This window comes from Bacillus sp. GbtcB10 (assembly GCF_019091365.1).
Taxonomy (GTDB): Bacteria; Bacillota; Bacilli; order Bacillales; family Bacillaceae; genus Bacillus; species Bacillus altitudinis.
In genome coordinates this window covers 1-269 of sequence record NZ_JAGXJP010000162.1, presented here as the reverse complement: position 1 = coordinate 269, position 269 = coordinate 1, and the positions used below count along the sequence as shown (strand labels likewise).

Below are 269 nucleotides of genomic sequence, written 5' to 3'. Positions count from 1 at the left end.
AAAGAACTTGGACACGGCGGGAAAATCATTAATGCTTCTTCTCAAGCCGGTCAAGTCGGTAACCCGGGCTTGGCAGTTTACGGCGGAACAAAGTTCGCTGTTCGCGGGATTACGCAAACGGCGGCAAAAGATCTAGCTGAATTAGGCATTACGGTTAACGCCTTTTGTCCGGGTATCGTAAAAACGCCTATGATGATGGGGATTGCACAGCAAACCGCTGATGAAGCAGGCAAGCCATTTGAATGGGGAATGGAACAATTCGCTAAAAA

1 protein-coding gene is annotated in these 269 nt (G+C 48.3%); it reads left to right on the top strand.

Annotation, left to right across the window (positions count from 1 at the left end; all coding sequences use genetic code 11):
• Positions 1-269 (top strand): SDR family NAD(P)-dependent oxidoreductase (locus tag KVT11_RS19980; RefSeq protein ID WP_217609159.1); only part of this gene is annotated, 269 nt, incomplete at both ends.